This is a genomic window from Pseudomonadales bacterium, assembly GCA_041395945.1.
GTDB lineage: Bacteria > Pseudomonadota > Gammaproteobacteria > Pseudomonadales > Azotimanducaceae > SZUA-309.
Genome location: JAWKZN010000001.1, coordinates 1,176,261 through 1,197,561 on the forward strand (window position 1 = coordinate 1,176,261; position 21,301 = coordinate 1,197,561).

General features: G+C 54.2%; 16 protein-coding genes. 14 read left to right on the plus strand and 2 right to left on the minus strand.

Translation table 11 applies throughout. The features are described 5' to 3' along the window. Positions 1-1,047: 1,047 nt before the first annotated feature. The 8 genes from R3E82_05535 (at position 1,048) to R3E82_05570 (ending at position 11,835) form a co-directional block, all read left to right on the plus strand. Entirely contained in the window at positions 1,048-1,947 is a 900-nt protein-coding gene (locus R3E82_05535; protein ID MEZ5550329.1) for a hypothetical protein, read from the plus strand. Positions 1,948-1,976: 29 nt separating this feature from the next. Then, entirely contained in the window at positions 1,977-3,137 is a 1,161-nt protein-coding gene (locus R3E82_05540) for an IS30 family transposase (protein MEZ5550330.1), read from the plus strand. 291 nt (positions 3,138-3,428) lie between these two features. Beyond that, on the plus strand, positions 3,429-4,706 hold the full coding sequence (locus tag R3E82_05545) for a hypothetical protein (protein MEZ5550331.1): 1,278 nt from the start codon (positions 3,429-3,431) through the stop codon (positions 4,704-4,706). Further along, a complete protein-coding gene (locus R3E82_05550) occupies positions 4,699-5,688 on the plus strand; it encodes a glycosyltransferase family 4 protein (protein MEZ5550332.1) in 990 nt (329 codons plus the stop codon). Before R3E82_05545 ends, R3E82_05550 begins: the two co-directional genes overlap by 8 nt. A 316-nt stretch (positions 5,689-6,004) precedes the next feature. Then, on the plus strand, positions 6,005-7,264 hold the full coding sequence (locus R3E82_05555; protein ID MEZ5550333.1) for a hypothetical protein: 1,260 nt from the start codon (positions 6,005-6,007) through the stop codon (positions 7,262-7,264). A gap of 158 nt (positions 7,265-7,422) precedes the next feature. Further along, on the plus strand, positions 7,423-9,402 hold the full coding sequence (locus tag R3E82_05560) for an alcohol dehydrogenase catalytic domain-containing protein (GenBank protein ID MEZ5550334.1): 1,980 nt from the start codon (positions 7,423-7,425) through the stop codon (positions 9,400-9,402). 34 nt (positions 9,403-9,436) lie between these two features. Continuing rightward, a complete protein-coding gene (locus tag R3E82_05565) occupies positions 9,437-10,531 on the plus strand; it encodes a glycosyltransferase family 4 protein (GenBank protein MEZ5550335.1) in 1,095 nt (364 codons plus the stop codon). A gap of 314 nt (positions 10,532-10,845) precedes the next feature. Then, a complete protein-coding gene (locus tag R3E82_05570; GenBank protein ID MEZ5550336.1) occupies positions 10,846-11,835 on the plus strand; it encodes a right-handed parallel beta-helix repeat-containing protein in 990 nt (329 codons plus the stop codon). A 7-nt stretch (positions 11,836-11,842) separates the two neighbouring features. Here R3E82_05570 and R3E82_05575 read toward each other — a convergent pair whose 3' ends face one another. Next, positions 11,843-12,580 carry an ElyC/SanA/YdcF family protein gene (locus R3E82_05575; protein ID MEZ5550337.1) on the minus strand — a complete coding sequence of 246 codons (738 nt, stop codon included), beginning with the start codon at positions 12,578-12,580 and terminating at the stop codon, positions 11,843-11,845. Positions 12,581-12,845: 265 nt separating this feature from the next. Here R3E82_05575 and R3E82_05580 point away from each other — a divergent pair, with 265 nt between their 5' ends. The 6 genes from R3E82_05580 (at position 12,846) to R3E82_05605 (ending at position 20,541) form a co-directional block, all read left to right on the plus strand. Continuing rightward, positions 12,846-14,270, plus strand: coding sequence for a TIGR03013 family PEP-CTERM/XrtA system glycosyltransferase (locus R3E82_05580; protein MEZ5550338.1), 1,425 nt, complete (start codon positions 12,846-12,848; stop codon positions 14,268-14,270). Positions 14,271-14,299: 29 nt separating this feature from the next. Beyond that, positions 14,300-15,406 carry a glutamine-hydrolyzing carbamoyl-phosphate synthase small subunit gene (gene carA, locus R3E82_05585; GenBank protein MEZ5550339.1) on the plus strand — a complete coding sequence of 369 codons (1,107 nt, stop codon included), beginning with the start codon at positions 14,300-14,302 and terminating at the stop codon, positions 15,404-15,406. After that, positions 15,403-18,639, plus strand: a complete 3,237-nt coding sequence (gene carB / locus R3E82_05590) for a carbamoyl-phosphate synthase (glutamine-hydrolyzing) large subunit (GenBank protein MEZ5550340.1) — start codon at positions 15,403-15,405, stop codon at positions 18,637-18,639. The genes carA and carB overlap by 4 nt, the downstream gene beginning before the upstream one ends. Before the next feature lie 65 nt (positions 18,640-18,704). Beyond that, positions 18,705-19,148 (plus strand): hypothetical protein, encoded by a 444-nt coding sequence (locus R3E82_05595; GenBank protein ID MEZ5550341.1) that lies wholly within the window; start codon positions 18,705-18,707, stop codon positions 19,146-19,148. 83 nt (positions 19,149-19,231) lie between these two features. Next, the gene (locus R3E82_05600; protein ID MEZ5550342.1) at positions 19,232-19,444 is read left to right on the plus strand and encodes a hypothetical protein; all 213 of its coding nucleotides are present in this window, start codon (positions 19,232-19,234) and stop codon (positions 19,442-19,444) included. Between the two features lie 8 nt (positions 19,445-19,452). Next, positions 19,453-20,541 carry a hypothetical protein gene (locus tag R3E82_05605; protein ID MEZ5550343.1) on the plus strand — a complete coding sequence of 363 codons (1,089 nt, stop codon included), beginning with the start codon at positions 19,453-19,455 and terminating at the stop codon, positions 20,539-20,541. A 31-nt stretch (positions 20,542-20,572) separates the two neighbouring features. Here R3E82_05605 and R3E82_05610 read toward each other — a convergent pair whose 3' ends face one another. Continuing rightward, complete coding sequence (locus tag R3E82_05610; protein MEZ5550344.1) at positions 20,573-21,208, minus strand: DUF1631 family protein; 636 nt, start codon at positions 21,206-21,208, stop codon at positions 20,573-20,575. Positions 21,209-21,301 lie beyond the last annotated feature (93 nt).

A 21,301-nucleotide genomic window follows, 5' to 3' on the forward strand; every position in this document is an offset into this window, starting at 1 on the left:
TTTGATCGCTGTTCTGGAGGGTTTGCCGGACTTCCCATTAGTCAATATTATTTTCAAATCTGGTCCCTGAACAAAAGGATGAGAATCCTATCAAGCATGTCGAAAACAATCTTCTAAGATCCCGTTACAAATTGCTTCGATATGATTCACAAAAAAAACGCAACAGGTGTAGTTGAGAGCGGAAATTGTAAAGTTAGTCACGTAACATGCGCAGGAATGTCAGCTAGCCAACTGAGCAGGAAAACTTTCGATTGTAGACATCTCCCAGCATCAGATCTATTCCCAACGAAACTTCGTCTGGAAAGAGGCAGGAGAGTCCATACCTGGTACGGCAAGATAAGCCATTGAGCTAAATCCATGCAGTTGTATCGGCTGGTGGGGCGGAAATTCGTCGGTCTGATCTCGACCACCAGGACGATGAAAGTGTGGTTGCTTCGGCGTAATGATCTAAAAGCAGGTGCTGAGTAATCAGGTATCTCAACAGGTCAGAATACAGAGCTGGAGTTACAATCGTTCGGATAGTTTTAACAGTTCTCACACACCAGCAAATCTCAGGAAGCCGTGTTTGGACCAACCGATATAGCAACCGATATAGATTGGTTGGTGTTCACGATACTCCCGAATCTATTTTGACCTTAGTTACTATCCTAAATTTGGATAGAGTGCGATTTTTGCTCAAATATTCAAGCTAATTCGTCACATCTGAATTACAGAAATCCAATGGCTCGGAGGTAAAGTTGTAGCCCTGATGCTGACCTGATTGCGGTGCAACAGCTAAACGTTTCACGCATCAAATAGCCTGCTAGTTCGCGAATGGTAATTCGACCCGACAATAGGCTGCGACAAGAACGCTTCCAATTCGGTGTTGATTGGTGATTCATGCCTCGCCTCTTTGGGTTCGACTCATATTGCTTAAATCGAATCGGATGTGCGGGCGAAGGCTTCGTGGAGATCATCATTTGAAAAGGCGGTGAGGATTGATCCCAAAAAATAGGTTGGAAATGCGCGTCAATACAGAAACATTTCTCACGTGAGTTCATCGAAAAGGTGGATTTTCCAAAGGCTGAACTGGTTAGACCGAAAGCGGCCACAATACTAGTAAACGCAATGGTGCTGATGGGTGTGCTGTTGCTCATGGAAGGAATGATCGCTGCTCTCCTGCATTGGCCTCCGCCGATGAAACCGTTGCTCAGAGTACTTAGTTCATACTACACCGAACACGATCGTCGCATAGTGCAAGCACTTCCAGATTGCGCTCAGTATGATGGAGTTGTTGCCTACGTGCTTCGTCCAGGATCGTGCCAATTTAGCAACTATGATTTTGAAACGGCCGTTGACGTTAATAGCTTGGGATTGCGGGATGATGAGGCAAGTATTGATAGACCAGGAGTCGTGATGCTGGGCGATTCGTTCACCATGGGTTGGGGAGTGAATCAATCAGACTCGTTCCCAAGCATATATGAACGCGTTTGCCAGACTAAAACCTTAAATGCCGGCATTTCCTCATATGGAACAGTGCGATCTCTTCACCTGCTAAGACGAATCAACATCGAAGCTCTCACTACTCTGTTTATTCAATATTCTGACAACGATTACGACGAAAACAGACTATATTTTGAAAGAGGGAACAAACTTCAGGTTATGAGCGAATCGGATTTCCACGACATGCAATCACAGCATGTCTCCAGCTTAACCTACTATCCTGGAAAGCATGTCGCTCAGTTTATTCCGTTTCTCGCTCGGAAGTCGTCCAAACGTGTAAGCCGGTATTTTATGAGTTCAGGAACAGACACTCACGAAGTTACGTTGCTATCTCAAGAGTCAAAAGCAGCATTCTATTTCCTGAATGCGATGGCAAACGTTTTTGATTTCCCGAAGCGAACGCGTATCGTCGTATTCAGGATAAATGGAAGGGGTGAATTCAATGGATCAGTGCAACACCCTTAGTATCTGGAAATCAACACGGGGTGTTCAACATGACGAGACTCGGCAGACCAGGATTAAGCGCTTCCCAGCGAGCCGAACTCTGGGAACGATGGAAGCAAGGCGAATCACTCACTGAAATTGGCGATGCAATTGGCAAACATGCCGGTTCAGTTTTCGGGGTGCTCAGAACGGGCGGCGGGATATATAGCCCACCTCGAAGCCGCGCAATCACACAATTGAGCCTGAGCGAACGGGAAGAAATCTCTCGGGGTGTTTCGGCGGGTTGCTCCATGCGGGCAATTGCCCGACATATCAATCGTGCACCGTCTACCGTATCACGAGAGATTGAGAGAAACGGTGGAATCAGACGCTACCGGGCCTCGGAGGCGGAAGAAGCTACCTGGAATCGCGGGAGCAGACCGAAGCGTTGTAAGCTGGCTCACAATATCAAACTGCAGAGAATCGTCGCTAGAAAACTGAGCTTTGAGTGGTCGCCAGAACAGATTTCTGGTTGGTTGAAACTGCGCTACCCAATGAAAGCCGGTATGCATGTGTCTCATGAAACAATCTATCGAAGCTTGTTTGTTCAGACTCGGGGGGTATTGAAGAAAGAGCTCATGAAGCATCTGAGATCCAGGCGGGTCATGCGGCATGGGAAAAGATATTCGACGAAGGGAAAGCCGAGAGGTCGAATCATTGATGCTATATCGATTCGAGAACGTCCCCCGGAGGTTGAGGACAGAGCGGTCCCAGGACACTGGGAAGGTGATCTGATCAGTGGTTCCGGTAACACACACATCGCCACCTTGGTTGAGCGACAATCTCGCTTCACTTTGTTAGTCAAAGTAGAAGGCAAGGATACGAACAGTGTCGTGAGTGCGCTCATCCGACAAATCAAAAAGCTGCCGGATGAGCTTCTGAAGACAATTACTTGGGATCGGGGATCAGAAATGGCTCAACACAAGAAAATTTCTGTGGCGACAGATGTGGTCGTCTATTTCTGTGACCCGCAGAGTCCGTGGCAGCGTGGTACCAACGAAAACACGAACCGTTTGCTTCGTCAGTACCTGCCGAAGCAAACGGACTTGTCCGTGCACACGCAGTCCGACCTCAACGCTATCGCAAGAAGGTTGAATCAGCGGCCGAGAAAAAGGTTGGCGTATCAAACGCCGGCAGATAAGCTCCAAGAGAGTGTTGCAGCGACCAGTTGAATCTAGAGGGGTAAGAATTCAAATTCGTTTAGTTTGGCGGTGAAGAGCGAGTTGACATCAGGGGTATTTAGAAACCGTCTTCCGCATCTGGAAATCCTGGATATATCGGCTGGATTTGAACCTAGTATGTTTTTTACGCTTGATGATCACCTTTCTTTTTCTGGGCACCAGTACGTGGCAGAACAACTTGTTGCACGCATCGGTTGTTTACCTATGACTACTTCAGAAATCGCAAAAGCGTCGGAAAGGCTCAGCCATACTCATTTAGTCAGTTTAAACGAAATCTAGTAGATGAAAAGTAAACTACTGCGCGTGTTCTCGTCGATTCTGTTGTTTAACGTTCTTGTAATATACATGCCATCAACCGCGTCTGGAATGTTAATCGCTGCTTTGATCAGCGCATTATTACTACTACTTAATTATGCAAATGGGGTGCTTTTCGCTTCAAGCGCTTTAGTTTGCACCCTCATTCTGGAAGCATTGCTCCGTCTAACAGGCGGGGTCCTGCCTAGTCCATACTATCGCCCGCATGAGTTTCTAGTGGAGGGGGATCGCTACAGGTCCAACGAAGACGTTTCCATGTTGTCCCCTCATGGGGATCTACTTGCTATCGATCCAACATTGGACCGTGCTTTGGCGTATCCGAAGCAGCTTGAATTCAAGACAGACTCGATTGGATACAGGAACGTCACTGACTATGGAGGAGAGAAACTAATCCTGATCGGTGATTCATTTGTAGTAGGAAACGGTAATACACAAGCTGATTCTCTATCGGAGATCATGCGAAGGGAACAAGGAATATCATCCTATAGTATGGCGTTCCCTAACGGACCGCTTGGATACTCTAGGATCGCGGATGAAGCTCGAACGCGTTTTGGGCCCGATATCTGTTTGGTGATTGCCTTTTTCGAGGGAAATGACTTCCAGCCAATCGACAAGCAGGACCTTGCGCTAAGGCAGATGACACCGTCCCTGTTGCGTACGGTTGCCAAGAACTACTCGGCCACGCTCAAGGAGTGGTTTGAGGTATCAAAGGTATTCTACGGACTTTATACGCAATCCCTGGAAAAAATCCGTTTGAGCATTGCAAGTACACAGGCCAGCAGTGGAAACTTACTTTCAGAAAGTAAAACTATTGTGGAACAAGTTGGTGGAACATCGATGGCTTTCCTGAGCGGTTATGCTGAAGTCACCAGAAGAGAGGAATATGATGATTTTGGTTTTTTGGAAAACCAATTGGCCAGCAGCAGACCAGATCTGGTTTTATTCATTCCGGAGAAGTATAGAGTGTATTCCGCGCTTATGAATCGCCCGGTTCAGCAGCTTCCAGATGCTCAACTCAGTTTGCTTCGTAGAGTCACCTCCGACTTAGGGATTGAATTGATAGACTCCACCAAAGCATTGGAGGAGCGTTCAAGAGTATTGCTCGAATCCGGTGAGTTCACGTTCTGGCCGGACGACACTCATTGGAATCGAAACGGTATAGAGGTGGCTGCGAAACTTTTAGCTGCCGGGTTGCTAAATTCAACTGCGCCGGCCTGTGTTGCCGCGGCTCCCTCGAATGAGTGACTCATCCAGAATCGAATATTTATCTACTGCGCGTGGCGGAAATATCCTGACTGACGTGGTGATTTCACAGGAAGCTCGGTGGGAGAGACTGACAAAAAGAATTCCCCAGCAGCGTTTCGGTGGGATCATCGGTTCAGTCTTCCACTCAGTAAGAATCGTGGCTTGTAGCAATGACGCAGATACATTGATAACAGGGAATGTGCGTGTTGCTGCTTTGTTAGGAATGTTAAAGGCCATTCATCCGAAGTGGAATCCTCGGTTGATTTCTCTCGAGACAAGGTTTGATGATCCGCGTCCGGGGATTCTGTGGGCGTTAAAGCTGTACTTCCAACGAGTTGCTTTCGCCGAGTTCGATGTTGTGTGTGTTTCCGCGCGTCGAGAGATCGGTATATATTCAGAACGATTACGATTGCCGGATGGAAAAATACGTTTTGTTCCTTGGCACACAAACATCGTGGAACCAAAGATCATTCCCACGCGTGGCAACTATGTGTTTTCAGCTGGCAGGACGGGGCGGGACTGGAAGACACTTTCACTTGCTGCGAAAAAGTGCAGGAATACTCGATTTGTTGTTGTCATGACAGAAAGCGATCGTGCTCAAGTATGTTTTCCGGAAAACGTTGAAGTTTTTGTAGATGTCCCCTATGAACGATACAGAGAGCTCCTAGAAGATGCGCGGATTGTTGTTGTGCCACTTCGGGTGCATGCATACTCGTCTGGCCAGGTTGCGCTGCTCGAGGCAATGGCGCTGGGCAAGCCGATCATCTGTACGAAAGTACTTGGGACCGAAGACTACATAAAGGATGGGGTCGATGGATTGCTGGTTGATCCTGATGATGTCGATTCAATGGTGCGTGCGATTGAGTTAGTGGGAGATGTGTCAACAGCAGAGAAGCTCTCAAAATCTGCCTTGGAAACGGTCCTCGGTTCCCATACGTTCTCCAAGTATGTTGGCGCGATTCTGGAGTACGCAAAGGAATAGGAGGCAGCTCACCGGTCGAAGGCAAAACGCGCTTAGGATGTCGTGACTGGAATAGAAATGCTATGAACTGATCTATACAGCTATTGCATTTTGTAGTGATGCATCGCGTAAATCAGAGTACTGGCGTGATGCATTGCGTGAGTCCGTATATCTCCAGATGCTCTCTGCAACTGATTTTCGACCGCGAAGACGCCAATTCACTTCTCTATCTAGGCCAACGAATGCACTCTGATTCTTGGGTGCAATTCGCTTGCAATCAGAGTACGCGGCCGGCGCCAAGAAGTGTTAATTTGCGACGAGCCTGGAAATAGGTGTGATGAGCATTTTAGGTAGAGAGGATCATTGTGGCAATCCGACAAAAGCGGAGCGGGATTGGCCTGCGGCGGTTATTGCTGGGGCCTTTCAAACTGGGGTCCTCGGCGCCCGGTCGTTAAAGCGCCGCGGCGTCAGGACAAGTCTCTTTGATTGTGATTCGTCGATGCCTGGTTTCCGCTCCGTTTACGGGCCAGCTTTGCGCTGCCCCAATCCGGATACTGATTTTGAGTCCTGGATGGATTTCGTTCTGAATGTTGGTTGTCAGTACGCTATTAAGCCGGTATTGATACCTAGCTCAGATCGGTATGTGAGCGCGATTGCGAAGGGTGAAGAACGTCTAAGAGAGTGTTTCTTGTTTTCACCTCGGGTTGATCTTCAGGGAGAACTCGCAGACAAGTTCACTCAGTATCACCTGGCTGGTATGCATAGATTGCCTATGCCAGAAACTGCTATCGTCGAGGATGAATATTCGGTTCAAAGTTTCGCCGAAAAAGCGCAGTTTCCCTGTCTGATGAAGCCTGGTCATTTTCGGGAATGGGAGCGATTTCCGATTGGACATCCGCTTTCGCACAAGAAGATACATATTTCGGATTCACCAACCGACCTGACAGCGAAATATCGCCTTGCTTCCACGCTGAATCCGAAAGTAGTGCTGCAAGAAATCATTCAAGGACCGGATACAAATAAGAGGGTCTATCTATCCTGTTACGATCGGAATGGAGCGCGTATCGCGAACGCGTTGTTTAGAGAACTTCGTTGCGATCCAGTAGGGTTCGGTCCTGCAACGGTAAGTGAACCCGTGGTTGATCCATTGGTTGATTCTTTGTGTGATGAATTCCTGCGTTCGATTGGATATGTGGGGATCTGCGAAATCGAATTGAAGTGGGATGATCGAGATGGGAGAGTGAAGCTAATAGAGGCCAATCCGAGATTATCCGGAGGTGGAGACGCCGCACCCTATTCTGGAGTAGATATTTGTTGGCTCAATTATCTCGATTTGATAGGCCAGCCTGTACGCCCCGTTGCACCCTCGACACGTGACTTTCGGCACATAATGCTGCGTCCCGACGGAAAAGCGATTCCTGCGTACAGACGAGCAGGGCTATTGGGATGGAATGAGTTGCTGCATTCGTACAAACCTCCATTGGCGTTCTACGATCTCGATTGGAAGGACTGGAGATATTCGCTTGAATCCATTTTTATTGCGCTTAAGCTCTTTCTGACAGAAGTGTTTTTTCCCAACAGGGACGACAGTCAGTAGATGAAAAATCGCAAGCAGATAACGATTGCTATTTTGCATTCCGTTTCATGTAGTTAACTGCAGAGCTAGAGAATTTCCATGGCGACACATGTTATTAGGTCTAGTGGCTCATCGCTCATTAAATGCATGTCATTCATGCTAATGGGAGTACTCAAATAGTGGCAGAGAGTAGTTGTCCTGAAACTACGATAGTCATTCGTTCGTTTAACGAGGAGCGTTGGCTGCCTGAAGTGTTTCAATCTCTGAAGGATCAAAGTTACCAGAATTTTGAGGTTGTTCTGGTTGACTCAGGCTCAGTGGATAGGAGCAGGGAAATTGCCCAGAGTTTTGGCGCGAGAATTGTGCGTCTTCGATCAGAGGATTTCACGTTCGGTCATTCGCTCAATCTCGGGTGCCAAGTAGCGACAGGTAAGTTTGTGGCCATTCTTTCGGCACACGCTATCCCTGCGAATATTCATTGGTTGAACAGCTTGATAGATCCTCTTCGAGATCCCGAAACCGCAATGGTTTTCGGTAGTCAACGAGGTCATGAGCTATCAAAGTTCCCCGAGTTTGTCGATTTTGAAAGGACTTTTCCGTTTAGTCCTATGGTTGTTGATGAAGATCACCCGTTTGCAAACAACGCAAACTCAGCAGTGAAGAAGATTTGCTGGGAACAGTATGAATTCGACGAAGGATTACCTGGGCTGGAAGACATTGACTGGGCAAAACACTGGATCGAACGTGGCATGAAGGTTAGCTATCAACCAGACGCTACTGTTATTCATGTACATACGGAGTCTTGGGAGCAGGTTCGTCGCCGATATTATCGCGAAGCGATGGCTGCACGTTGGGTGGGTACTCGTCTGCTAAGGCACATTCCAATTGAAGTATTTCGCGAGTTTGTTTGGTGTCTCCAGGATTTATGGCGGGCACCGACCTTTCGACAGAATAGAAATCTGGTTGTCGAGATCTTGAGGTTCAGATACGAAAAGATGATGGGTACGGTTGGTGGAATTATCGATAGCCGAGGTCTCAGCAATCCTGCTCGAAGATCTGAAATGTATTTTCGAAAGGGTTTTCCGGCAGTCGTCATCAGAGGGCCGAACAGGGCGAAGATCGAAGAGCGTGCGGTTCCAAGCCTCAAACCCGGAGAGCTGCTGGTGCGAGTCGCCTATGTTGGAATCTGCGGGACGGATCTCGAGATCCTGGAGGGATCGCTGGGCTACTACCGCTCTGGATTGGCAAAGTATCCGATCGTTCCTGGTCACGAATTTTCAGGCACCGTGGTTGCGTTCGGGCCGAGAGTCACGGATATGGAGGAGGGCGATCGAGTAGTTGTTGAGTGTATTCAGGGTTGCGGAGAATGTGAGGCATGTGCGTCAGACAGTGCTATCCAATGTTCCGATAGGAGGGAAGTGGGGGTATTCGGGCAGGATGGTGGATATGCGGCTTATGTGATTACCCGCAGCCGATACGTACACCGGATTCCTGACAACCTGGGTCTCGACGCTGCTGCGCTGACAGAACCTGTGGCGGTCGTTCTGAAAGGCCTGCGTAGATTGGGCTCTTCGAAGTCGGACTCCCACAGAAGAAACTGCGCGGTAGTGGGGGCTGGAACCATCGGGCAGATTGCTGCTCAGGTTCTGACAATTCGAGGGCATTCTGTAACGGTGTTCGATAGGAACGGAAAGCGATTGGAGAACCTCCGGAGTTTTGCAGAGACCTCTGACGTCATGGACGAATTGCGGGGTTTTGACTGGATCATCGAAGCAACGGGCAATCAGGAAGTACTTACTCAAGTTCTATCCAGAGCCGATACGGGAGCTTCGGTATTGCTGTTGGGCTTACCTTATGCCGAGTCTGCATTCAGCTTCGAATCTGTCGTTGCCTCAGATCAGACGATCGTCGGATCGGTTGGTAGTAGTGGGCAGGACTTTTCAGAGGCCATAGAGACGTTGCCGAAGATTGATACCAGCGTATTTCTTAATGAGTCATATCCACTGGAACGGTTCGAAACGGCCTGGAAAAGAGCTCGGGAAGGGTCTTCGGTAAAGATAATGCTTCATATCGACGAAAGCGCGACAAATATCGCCTCTTCCCCTGAGAGCGAGAAGGTAGCTGCGCATATTCAGCCTGGATCGTCGGCGATTGCGTAAAAGAGCAGCTACGCCATGTCCACGCAGGCATGTCTTGCTGACAATCGCCGGGCTTCATCATGGCGGCGCTGAACGTGTGGTAGCTAATCTCACTAAGTATCTCGATAGAGAGCGTTTTGAGGTGAGTGTTTGCTGGCATGTTGCGCTGGGAGATATTGGACGCGAACTGAGAGAGAATGGAGTTCGGGTGTTTGGAGTACCAGAGCAGCGCCCCGGCTGGGGGCCGTATCGGCGTTTCCTGTACCTGCGTCAGATGCTGAAAGAAGAAGGCGTTGATCTGGTCCATTCACATGATACTGCCTGCCTTGCAGACGCTACTCAGGCTCGGGCCGTTGGAGCTCGAGTAAAACATGTTCATACCTTCCATTTTGGAAACTACCCGAATCTCCCCGGTAAGTACCTGTTCCTCGAGCGAGTATTCAATCGATTTCCAGATCAGCTGATTGCGGTTGGCACTGAACAGAAAAATGCGATCGTCAATGCACTGAAGATTTCTCCTGAAAAAGTCTCTACCGTTTACAATGGTGTCGCTGCTCCGGGCGGTGGATACGACTCGGAACTGGTCGGCAAATTCACGCAAGGCCTGACCGACCCGCTGATTATTGGATCGATTTCCACGCTGACCGAGCAGAAAGGGTTGAGTTTTCTGATCGATGCGGCCGGCATTCTGAAACAGCGGCGCTCGAATTTTGTCGTCTTGATTGCTGGTGACGGGCCACTCCGTCCGGAATTGGAGCAGCAGGCAAAACAGCTGCGCGTAGACGATGTGGTCAAGTTTGTCGGCTGGCTCCCCGGTGCGGCGAGTAAACTCCTGCCTGCATTGGACGTGTTTGTGCAATCCAGTCTGTGGGAAGCGAATTCCATGGTGTTGCTGGAAGCTATGGCAGCTGGATGCGCGATTGTTACCACAAACGTCGGCGAGAGCCGTCACGTCGTTGATTCTGATTGTGGCTATGTGGTCCCTTCAAGGAACGCATTGGCTATCGCTGACAAAGTGGATCTGTTGCTGGGTGATGCCTGCCGTCGTAATTCATATGGGGTTAATGCCCGGAATAAGTTCGAGCGCCAATACACAGTTGCGGCAATGGCTGATCGCTACTCGGCGATCTATGAATCAGTTTTAGGTTGATCTCAATACCTGTAGCCGATGACCTCAGTACATCGTGGCAGGTCACGCAATTTTCCAGAGAGCAAATGGTCCGAAGAAATCTGGCAGGTCAATGCGCCCGTCTTCTCGGCGTCCTGGTTCTACTGCTACCTGGGATCACCTGGAGTGCAGAAATCCACCTCAGACCTGGGGATAACATCCATCTCGCACTGAGTGCCGCACAACCAGGCTCTGTTCTGTTTTTGACTTCGGGGATTCACGGTCCCATAGGTTCTATTCCTGGTCTGCGAGGCACTCCAGAACAGCCCATCCGGCTCATAGCCGAACCGGATGCGGTGATTGATGCCGACGGCGCAATGGCTCTTCACCTGGGTAATGCTGCTCACGTTGTTCTTGAGAACATAGTGATCGAAAATTCCTTCCCCCACGGCATAAGCATCGACGATGGTGGAGATCACGCGACACCAGCCTCAGGTATCGTTCTCCGTAACGTAACGATCCGCAGGGTAGGGAAGGGCGGGAACAGTGACTGCCTCAAGCTGTCCGGCGTTGATGATTTTCTGATCACCGGAAGCCGTTTCGAAGGGTGTGATCAGGGGGAGGGCATAGACATGGTGGGCTGCCACCATGGTCGCATCGAATCCAACCGCTTTGTGGGGATGCCCGGGACGGGGGTGCAGACTAAGGGTGGCAGCAGCGACATCATCGTGGCGCGAAACCGGTTTTCTGATATCGGCCAGCGTGGCGTCAATCTGGGTGGACACACAGGTGAGCCCTATTTCCGACCATTGGATGCGAAGTTCGAGGCTGCCCGGGTGACTGTCGAGGCCAACGTCTTTGAGCGCATTGGAGATGCCGCCGTCGTCTACTCAGGCTGTGATTCCTGCCTGGTCGTCAACAATACCATCGTCCACGAGGATCGGGCGGCGATCGCAATTGTTCAGGAGAATGCTGAGCGTGCTTCCGGACGTGGAGGTATCTTCGCGAGAAACCTTATTGTATTCAATACGTTGTGGATATTTCGTAAGCCTGGAATGAGGATTTCAGCGGATGCCGCTGGACAGTCTCACCGATTAATCGATAACGTCTGGGCATCCCAATGGCGCCAGGTTGACCCGGCGGAGCTGCCGGCTGGAACGCATCATCTGTTGAGTCCTGAGACGCTGTTTGTTGATCCGACCAGGGGTGATTTCCATCCGGGCCCGGGAAATCCGACGCGCGGGATCTCAGCAGATCCAATCTTCCTGCCCGATTCTGACTACGACGGACGGGCGTTCGATTCCGCAGATCCTGAGATAGGGGCTTTCGCCAGGGCGCGGGATTGACTCAGGCTCAGAGGCGGCCGCGCACCCAGTACCAGGCAATACCCAGGTACTCGTGGATCGCAAGATCAGACAGTTTGAGCTTGCCTGGGGAGGGCAGATATCCCAGCGGGTCGAGTGGAAACGGCGTGTAAAACTCTGTCGGCACCGCCAGGCAGTCACGCCCGGCGTGATGGAACGCCATCATGGCCCTGGGCATGTGCCCGGCGGAAGTAACCAGGGCACAGCGTTCCCCGGGTTGCACACTGTCAATCAGGGCCTGTGCACTGACTCCTGTATCTATGGCATCGCGATCCACGCGAATCTGTGCCGGGTTCATCCCCAGTGAAACGAGCACGTCTCGGATGGTGATGGAGGATCCAAGAGTCCCGCTGACCAGTACCCGAGCTTCCGGACGCACGTTTTCCACGCGGAGCAGTTCAAGCACCCGATAGGCGGACGATTCATTCAGCCAGCTTGGCGGCGAGACGCTATCCAGAACGGACGCATACCCGGTCAGCACCACGATGACATCAATATCTTCTAAGTCCTTGATATCTGTGACCGAAGGATAAGCACGCTCCAGCGGCCCCAGCAGAGAGTACGCAACAGGTCCCGAGCCGAACACCACGTACACGGCAAGGGCTGAAATGGCGGCAACCTTGGACAGCCACCGGGTGCGTCGAAAGACTGCAAGCAGGGCTGCAACCACCAGCAGCACCACCATAACCCCCGATGGCACCACAAAGTGCCCGATCAGATCAGCCAACCACCACCACCTTATTGCGCATAATACATATTATGTTAAATATGAACACATCCCAGAGCCACCCAACCCCTCTCAGGCTGATTCTCACGCCACTCCCGGATTTCCTCATCCCCATGCTCCACAGCTCTGCCAATCACGGCCTTGTAAGCAACTCATCCCTGCAATAAGTCCCCTGCCTGTCATCACCTTACAAACTTCTGGAACGCCAGACCATCCGTTGTAGGAAAATGCGCGGACTCCAGTTGCTCGACGAGGGATCTGCACGGTGCCACATATTCGTATCCTGCGGCACTATCTGCATACTTCGCTCGTCATTCTTGCTTTTTCTGAGGCGCTGATCTGCATTGGCGCTGCGTATCTCGGTTACTACACCCGCTTCCAGTCGTTTCCAGAGCCGCTGGTTTTTCTTGACAGTGCGCTGACGCTCTCTGCTGTTTTCGTCGCCGGCATGATCGCCATGGGCGTCTATGAGTCCCGGATCCGTGAAGGCATGACGGGGATGTCTCTGCGGACCGCGGTTGCGGTGTTTCTGCTCGGCACGTCGGGTCTTGCTGTTCTGTCCTACATCTTTCCATCTCTCCAGATTGGTCGCGGTGTGCTGCTGTTTGCTGCGATCGAAGCATTCATACTCATCACCCTGTTTCGCTGGCTTGTCTTCAGTGTCCTGGATGAGGATTCATTCAAGAAGACGGTGGTCGTGCTCGGCATTGGTGAGCGGGCCACCAAGATAGCCGCGCGGATGAGACGACGTGTGGACCAGAGGGCCTTCAAACTGCTGGGTTTCATGGATCCCAGCAATTCCGAGATCGACGATCGAGTGTCTGCATTTGGTGGCAGGATCATCCGCACCGATCAGAAGCTGGCCGACTTCTGCGAGACCAATCGGGTGGACGAAATCGTGGTCGCCATGGATGAGCGGCGTCGGAATCGCACGGCGGGAGGCGGTCTCCCGCTCGAAGAACTGATGGACTGCAGAGTAGCCGGGGTGCAGATCTGCGATGTGCAGCAGTTCATCGAAAGGGAGGCTGGCAGAATCGATGTGGATCTGTTGCGGCCCTCCTGGGTCGTGTTCTCCGATGGATTTATCATGAATTCCTGGCGGGCCTTCACAAAACGCACCTTCGATCTGCTGGCGAGTCTTTTCCTGCTGCTCTTCACCTGGCCATTCATGCTGCTGGCGGCCATCGCCATACGGCTGGAAAGCGGTCGAGGCGCACCAATTCTCTATCGACAGACGCGCACAGGATTGGACGGCGCGCCCTTCGATGTCTTCAAATTCCGCAGTATGCGCACCGATGCCGAGGCGGCCGGCAAGGCGCAGTGGGCGCAGCAGAATGACCCTCGGGTAACGCGGGTCGGATCGGTCATTCGAAAAACACGGATCGACGAACTGCCGCAGCTGTTCAACGTGTTTCGCGGTGAAATGAGCTTTGTCGGCCCGCGGCCGGAGCGTCCCATGTTCGTGGAAGATCTGACCCGTTCGATTCCCTTCTATGAACACCGACACCGTGTGAAGCCGGGGATCACCGGCTGGGCACAGCTCTGCTATCCCTACGGGGCCTCCGTGGAGGACGCTAAGGAGAAGCTGCAGTACGATCTTTATTATTTAAAAAACAATAGCTTATTGCTGGATCTGATTATTTTACTTCAAACCGTTGAGGTGGTCCTCATCGGTGATGGTGCCCGCTGAGACTCCGTGATTCAGGTCAGGATTTCGACATGCATGTGGCTTTAGTCCTCGAAGACGGCACGACGCTCCACGGAACCGGCTTTGGCGCCGACAGGACCGTCGCAGGTGAAGTGGTCTTCAATACCGCGATGGCGGGTTATGTCGAGACTCTCACGGACCCCTCCTACAAAGGCCAGATCCTCGTCTGCACCTATCCTCTGATCGGCAGTTACGGTGTCCCCGGGCAGCGAGCGCCGAATGATCTGGCGGAGCCTTTCGAGTCGGATCGGATTCAGGTCCAGGGTCTTATCGTGCAGAACTATGTGGATGGCTACAGCCACCATTCGGCCGGTCGCTCGCTGGCTGAGTGGCTGAAATCGGAAGACATTCCTGCCCTCACCGGCGTCGACACCCGCACCCTCACCCGCCGGCTGCGCGAACACGGCACCATGAAGGGCTGGCTGTATCCGTCGGAGCAGAATCTGACCGACGCCCGGCAGTCTGCCGAGTCCGTCAACATGCAGTCAGACGTGTTCAAGCTGGTCGCACCGGAGCGCACGAAACGCTACGGCGAAGGGTCGCTGAAAGTCCTGCTGGTCGATGTCGGCGCCAAGGACAACATCGTCCGCTCCCTGGTGCGCCGGGGTGTCACCGTAATCCGGGCGCCCTGGCATCAGGATCTGAAGCAGTATGCGGAAGAGGTCGACGGTGTGATGATCGGCAATGGTCCGGGGGATCCTGCCGATCTGCTGCCTCTGGTCGAGCAGGTGCGCTGGTATCTGCATCATCCCCGCCGCATGCCCGTGTTCGGTATCTGCCTGGGCAATCAGATCCTCGCCCTGGCCGCCGGTGCATCCACCTACAAGCTGCCCTACGGTCACCGCGGCGTGAATCAGCCGGTTCAGGATGTCCTCTCCCGCCGCTGCTACATCACCAGCCAGAATCATGGCTATGCGGTGAAAGACCAGTCACTCCCGGCCGACTGGGAGCCCTGGTTCATCAACATCAACGATGGCACCAACGAAGGCATTCGATCGAAGACGGGCCCTTACCGGGGCGTGCAGTTTCATCCCGAGGCGAAGCCCGGGTCGGAAGATACCGGGTTCCTCTTCGATGACTTCATCCGGCTGATCAAGTCCCAGAGGGATCGCTCATGATCGGCCACTTCGTCCCCCGCAAGCCCGAGCGGGTGCTTATCCTTGGCTCCGGCGCCCTGCAGATCGGTCAGGCCGGTGAGTTCGACTACTCCGGCTCCCAGGCGCTCAAAGCGCTGAAAGAGGAAGGGGTGGCAACGGTGCTGCTCAACCCCAATATCGCCACCATCCAGACCAGTAAGGATCTTGCCGACAAGGTCTATCTCCTGGCGGTCACACCGCAGATCGTCGAAGACATCATCGTCAAAGAAAAGATCGATGCCATTCTGCTCAGTTTCGGCGGACAGACGGCTTTGAATTGCGGTGTTGCCCTGTACCGGGCCGGTACTCTGGAGCGCCTCAATGTCAGAGTCCTGGGTACACCGGTCGAGTCGATTCTCGATACCGAAGATCGCCAGCTGTTCAAGGATCGGCTGAACGAAATCGGTGTGAAGACGGCCGTCAGTTATGCCTGCACGACCGTCGCGGAGGCCCGGACCGCGGCAACAACCATCGGCCTGCCGGTGATGCTGCGCGGTGCTTTTTCTCTGGGGGGTAAGGGCAGCGGCATCGTCAATACACCCGAAGAACTCGAGCGCGCGCTGCGTCGTGCGTTTGCCGGCGGCATCCCGCAGGTTCTGGTGGAGGAGTGTCTGCGCGGCTGGAAGGAAATTGAATACGAGGTGGTGCGAGACGGCCGGGATAACTGCATCACTGTGTGCAACATGGAGAATTTTGATCCCCTGGGCATTCATACCGGGGAGTCGATCGTGGTCGCCCCTTCCCAGACCCTGGACGATGCCGAGTATCAGCAGCTGCGGACGATCGCCATCGACACGGTCCGGCATCTGGGCATCGTTGGCGAGTGCAATATCCAGTACGCGCTGGATCCGGACAGCCGCGACTATCGCGTGATCGAAGTCAACGCGCGGCTTTCACGCTCCAGCGCGCTGGCCAGCAAAGCAACCGGCTACCCGCTGGCCTATGTGGCCGCAAAAATCGCATTGGGCTATACCCTGCCGGAAATTCCGAATGGGATTACCCGCAAGACGTCGGCGTTTTTTGAACCGGCACTCGATTACCTGGTGTGCAAGATCCCCCGCTGGGATCTGAACAAGTTTCACGGTGCTTCAATGCGCATCGGCAGTGAGATGAAGAGTGTCGGTGAAGTAATGGCGATCGGCCGCTCCTTCCCCGAGGTCATTCAGAAAGCGCTGCGCATGCTGGACATCGGTGTTGATGGCCTGGATCCGGATGCCTTTGATCCACCGGATCCCGCGAACCGGGATTTCGGCACGCCAACACCGACCCGGATTTTCGCCATCGCGAAAGCCCTGGAGTCGGGTGTCAGCGTCGATGCGATATTCGAATCGAGCAGGATCGACCGCTGGTTCCTCTACGGACTGAAACAGATCGTCGAAGAGCGCCAGCGTCTGCGCACGACCGCAGATCCGCTGGCGGCCGATTCGCTCCGCGCAGCGAAAAAGTTGGGCTTCTCCGATCGCGCCATTGCCGCGCTGGTGGGTTCCGAAGCCGCAGCGATCCGGGAAATCCGCTATCAGCACGACATTCTGCCGAGGTTCTCCCAGATCGACACCATGGCGGCGGAATTTCCCGCGGAAACGAACTACCTCTATTCAACCTACTCGGCCCTGCAGGACGATGTGCAGCCCTCCGGCAAGCGCAAAGTCATGGTGCTCGGCTCCGGCCCCTATCGGATCGGCTCGAGTGTCGAGTTCGACTGGTGTGCGGTCAACGCAGCGAATGCCGCGAGTAAACTGGGTTACGAGACCATCATGGTCAACTACAACCCGGAAACGGTCAGCACCGACTACGATGTCTGCGACAAACTGATCTTCGATGAGATCAGTCTCGAGTCCGTGCTGGATATCTATGCCCGCGAGCAGCCGGAAGGTGTGGTTGTGAACATGGGCGGACAGATTCCCAACAACCTGGCGCTGCGCCTGCATCAGGCCGGTGTCAACATCCTCGGCACGCACCCGGAAAACATCGATCGGGCGGAAGACCGGAGCAAGTTCAGCGCCCTGCTCGATCGCCTCGGCATCGATCAGCCGGCCTGGTTTCATGTCACCGACATGCATGACCTCGAAAAAACGGTGGGCGATCTTGGCGGCTTCCCCGTGCTCGCCCGGCCGAGTTACGTGCTCAGCGGTGCCGCGATGAGCGTTGCTCACGAAGCGAACGAACTGCGGCGCATTCTCGAGCGTGCCAGAGATGTTTCCGCAGAACATCCGGTGGTGGTGTCGAAGTTCGAAACCCACGCGCGGGAAGTGGAGATCGACGCGGTTGCCGATGACGGCGAGCTGATTCTGTGGGCAATCAGCGAACACGTGGAAGATGCTGGCGTGCACAGCGGCGATGCCACTCTGGTGCTGCCGCCCCAGACCCTCTATATGGCAACGATCCGCCGGGTGAAGCAGATCGCGGTGGCGATCGCGCGGTCACTGAACATCACCGGGAGTTTCAATATCCAGTTTCTGGCAAAGCACAACGCGGTAAAGGTCATCGAATGCAATCTGCGCGCATCCCGCAGTCTGCCCTTCGTCTCCAAAGTCACCGGGACCAATTTCGCCGAGGAAGCGATGCGCCGGATGCTGGGTCATTCCCGGGAGATTTCGGTCAACGCGCTGGATCTCGACTATGTCGGTGTCAAAGTACCGATGTTTTCCTTTTCGCGGCTCGAAGGCGCCGACCCGCTTCTTGGTGTGGAGATGGCCAGCACGGGTGAAGTGGGCTGCATCGGCGTGGACTTCCACGAAGCCCTGCTCCAGGGTCTGCTCGCCACGGGATTCAACTTCCCGAAACGGGGCGTGCTGCTGTCACTTGGCCCCGTTGAAGACAAGTACTGGTTTGCAGATGAAGCCAGGGTGATCTCGGAACGGCTCGGTCTGACGATCTATGCCACCCCGGGTACCGCAGCGATACTCCAGAGTCTGGACGTCCCCTGCTCGGTGATCGGCAAGGGCGAGGAGCACCAGAAGGAACTCAACGATCTCTTCGACCGGGGTGCCATCGATCTGGTGATCAATGTACCCAGGGAATACGACAAGCTGGGCCGGCCGGACGGCTATCTCATCCGCCGGATGGCCATCGACAACGGTGTGCCCCTGTTTACCGACCGTCAGCTGGCCCGCGCACTGGTCGATGCACTGCTCAACAGGACACCGGAATCCCTGTCAGTGATGGCGCTGGGCGAACATGGCGGCATTGACCCCTACCCCACCATCCTCCGCTAGGGTTCTCTGGCCGGAGGTTCCCTGGGCGCCGAAAAGCGGCTTCAAATCGGGGTAGACTTGCCGCCATGGCAGAAGCAGATCCAGACCCGACCACAGATTCGACCGACACTGCCCCAACCGCAGACTCCCGCCTGCACCTGCTGTGGGATGTGCTGGCCTTCCAGTTCAAGCTGGTAGCAGACGGTCTGCGGGACGTCCTCCTCAGTCCCCTCTCCCTTTTCTCCGCCGTTCTCGGTCTCATCAGCGGCGGAGACGATCCTTATCGGTACTTCCGCCAGGTCCTGAAGTTCGGCCGCCGCACCGAGATCTGGATCAATCTGTTCGGTTATCGCAAACACTCGGGCACTTCGGATGATTTCATAGCCCCGCTCAAGGAGCGGGTCATTTCCGAGGCCCGGAGTAATCCGTGGCTCAGCAAGGCAGGCAAGGGAATTAACAGAAAGCTCGATGACGTAAATTCTGAACTCGGACGCAAATCCCGCAGGATGCCGCCTGACGATTCCGGCTGACCGTCTGTCCCCCGCGGTTCGACGGATAATCCTTTCTCGACTACCTTTTGAAATGAGGTCAGAAGCAAACGAGTGTCACACCGATGCACCCGGGTCGAATTCTGTGCCTGTGTTTTCTGGTATCGATGGTCGCGGGCTGCGAAAGCAGGCTGGCCGGTCTGAGCGATACCGAACTCCAGGACAACGTCCACGAATGCAATACCCAGTCGAGTCAGTCGCCCGGGTTCGCCATCAGTTGCGACAACTACCGGCGCGAGTGCGAACGACGTCGTGAGGCGGGTCGTTACGTGTGCTGATCCAGCGGATGTCTGCGCTGTTGCCTGGTCAGCTGCTGGCTGGCGCGCTAATGATCCTGGCACCCGTCTCCGCTCAGTCGGCCGAGACCCTCGATGGCGCCTTCGGTCTGCGCTTCGATGCTGCGGTTCCCGAACAGGTGCTTGGCGCGAGTACGCTGGCACCGGCTGATCTGCCCCATCGGCCCTTTGCTGACGAATACCCGCCGGAGCGTGCCGGCTGGTTCTACTTCACCCCTGTCATCGCCCCGGATCCCCTGGGTGCTGCCCGTTATCAGGTGCTGGTGACCGGTAACGGCCAGCCGGCGCTGATCCTGGCCCGACTGGTGGGCCATGGCTGCAATGAGACCTATACCTGGCTGGTCGATTCGCTCACCCGCAAATACGCGATCAAGGATGACCCGGCGGTGCTGCCGCGTCCGCCCTACCTGCAGGCCGCCAGTTTTCAGGTCGATGGTGTGAGCGTCGATCTCGCCTGCGGCAGGGATCTGGTGCTGGCCTATACCCTGCCATCAGGTATCAGGCGCTGGCAGGCGGAGCAGGTGGCGCTGGAAAACGCGCGGGAGACCGAGGCCCAGCGTCTTGTCGAAGTGGCCAGGCGGATTGAGCGGGCAGAGGCGCGCGCCTATGCCGACACCTTCACCCACGGCGAGAAGTTCCGCCTGGATGGCGGGCTTGGTCTGATTTTCGGCGAACCGTTCAGGACCACGGTACCGCATACGCCAGACGTACCCTTCGCCATGCGGCCGCCGCGCCTGCCGCCGCCGTTCGACACCGGCAGCTTCGAACTGACACTGGATCCGGAAGATGTGCCCATCAGGCTGGAGGGGTCGATCCCGGATCCCGATGGCAGACATTACGAAAAAATTACCGGGGCGCTGCAGGCAAAATTCGGTGCTGCTATGAAAGACACGGATCGTCATCGGATCTTCCGGGTCAACGGCAACTACTTCACCCTGCGGCAGATCAGGGACCGAACTGATATCACACTGATCGATATTCGTGCGCAGAAGGCTCAGGAGGCGCGGGCGGCAGCCGCAAAGGCGGCCGAACTGGCGGCAGCGGAAGCGAGGTTCAAAGCGGAGACGGAAGGACTCTGAGCTGACGGCCGCTCAGTTGGCCTCACGTATCTCAGGCTCGGGCGCGGGCTCTGGCGCTGGCAGCCAGTTTCAGCTGCTCCCGGGTGTGGAAGCCGGCCTTCTCCAGGCGCTGATTGCATTCCCCGTAAACCCCGCCCAGGCGATCGAGCACGAATCGGGCAAACAGGCTCTGCACCAGCGCTATGGCGTTGTTGTCGAAGTCCAGGGAGCGACACGAAGCCAGGAAGTTATAGGAGATCTGATAGGGGCTGATCGGGATGCTGACATTGCGCTCGTTACGATCCGTGGCATCTGCGGTGCGCTCGGTGATCGCCTGCAGCAGCAGCCCGAAGTGGGACGTGCACTTCTCCGCCATGGACCGGGCCATGGCATCCATTTCCACATCGTATTCGGTATCGAATTCGTATTTCTCACCGTACCAGTAGTCCAGACCGCGCTGCATGCGCTTGGCAAACGCCTGGATCAGGTTTGAGCGACGGAACCGCATTTCCCGCATCAGATCGAAACAGCTGCGCTGCTGGCGTTCGTCTTCCTCGTGCTGGTAGGCGAGCTCAAACAGGCCATCTTCGATGTTTGAATAGAGGCCATCCATCAGATGCAGCAACTCCCCTGTCACCTTGTGATGCATAGCCGTGAAGACGTTGCGGGGATCGAACTGCTGTCCCATCGCGCTCTCTTGTGCTGAACCGTACGCAGGAGAGTCTAGGGGGATGAGCGGTCGAAAACATTGAATCAATGGTGATCGAAACTGCCAACCGCG

What these genes read in the sequence shown, in the direction of transcription:
- R3E82_05550 (MEZ5550332.1), top strand. Translation starts at nt 4,699, where the DNA reads ATGAGTGACTCATCCAGAATCGAATATTTATCTACTGCGCGTGGCGGA.
- R3E82_05555 (MEZ5550333.1), top strand. Translation starts at nt 6,005, where the DNA reads ATGAGCATTTTAGGTAGAGAGGATCATTGTGGCAATCCGACAAAAGCG.
- carB (MEZ5550340.1), top strand. Translation starts at nt 15,403, where the DNA reads ATGATCGGCCACTTCGTCCCCCGCAAGCCCGAGCGGGTGCTTATCCTT.
- R3E82_05540 (MEZ5550330.1), top strand. Translation starts at nt 1,977, where the DNA reads ATGACGAGACTCGGCAGACCAGGATTAAGCGCTTCCCAGCGAGCCGAA.
- R3E82_05545 (MEZ5550331.1), top strand. Translation starts at nt 3,429, where the DNA reads ATGAAAAGTAAACTACTGCGCGTGTTCTCGTCGATTCTGTTGTTTAAC.
- R3E82_05595 (MEZ5550341.1), top strand. Translation starts at nt 18,705, where the DNA reads ATGGCAGAAGCAGATCCAGACCCGACCACAGATTCGACCGACACTGCC.
- carA (MEZ5550339.1), top strand. Translation starts at nt 14,300, where the DNA reads ATGCATGTGGCTTTAGTCCTCGAAGACGGCACGACGCTCCACGGAACC.
- R3E82_05605 (MEZ5550343.1), top strand. Translation starts at nt 19,453, where the DNA reads ATGTCTGCGCTGTTGCCTGGTCAGCTGCTGGCTGGCGCGCTAATGATC.
- R3E82_05600 (MEZ5550342.1), top strand. Translation starts at nt 19,232, where the DNA reads ATGCACCCGGGTCGAATTCTGTGCCTGTGTTTTCTGGTATCGATGGTC.
- R3E82_05610 (MEZ5550344.1), bottom strand. Translation starts at nt 21,208, where the DNA reads ATGGGACAGCAGTTCGATCCCCGCAACGTCTTCACGGCTATGCATCAC.